The 505-nt window shown below is 71.3% G+C and carries 1 pseudogene; it reads left to right on the plus strand.

Annotated features, from left to right (window positions below):
• Positions 1–143: 143 nt before the first annotated feature.
• Positions 144–505 (plus strand): annotated as a pseudogene (locus tag IE249_RS40240) (Ig-like domain-containing protein); the annotation flags it as partial.

Raw genomic sequence — 505 nt, forward strand, 5'->3', positions numbered from 1 at the left:
CTGCGGCGTATGGCGGTGACGGTGATTTCGGTGGTTCGTCGGGTTCCGTGGTGCAGTCGGTGGTTCAGGCGGGGACGGCCACGACCGTGTCGTCGTCGCCGGATCCGTCGGTGGTGGGTGAGCCGGTGACCTTCACCGCCACGGTGGCGCCGGTGGCGCCCGGCGCCGGCACCCCCACGGGGAACGTCACCTTCGACTTCGGCGACGGGGCGGTGCCGGTGACAGTGCCGGTGGTGGGTGGTTCGGCGACGGTCGCGCACACCTACACGACTGCCTCCGGGAGTCCGTTCACGGTCACTGCGGCGTATGGCGGTGACGGTGATTTCGGTGGTTCGTCGGGTTCCGTGGTGCAGTCGGTGGTTCAGGCCGGGACGACCACGTCGGTGTCGTCGTCGGCGGATCCGTCGGTGGTGGGTGAGCCGGTGACGTTCACCGTGGCGGTGGCGCCGGTGGCGCCGGGTGCGGGGACGCCCACGGGGCCGGTCACGCTGGACTTCGGTGACGG

It is taken from the genome of Streptomyces anandii JCM 4720 (genome assembly GCF_014650655.1).
GTDB lineage: Bacteria > Actinomycetota > Actinomycetes > Streptomycetales > Streptomycetaceae > Streptomyces > Streptomyces anandii.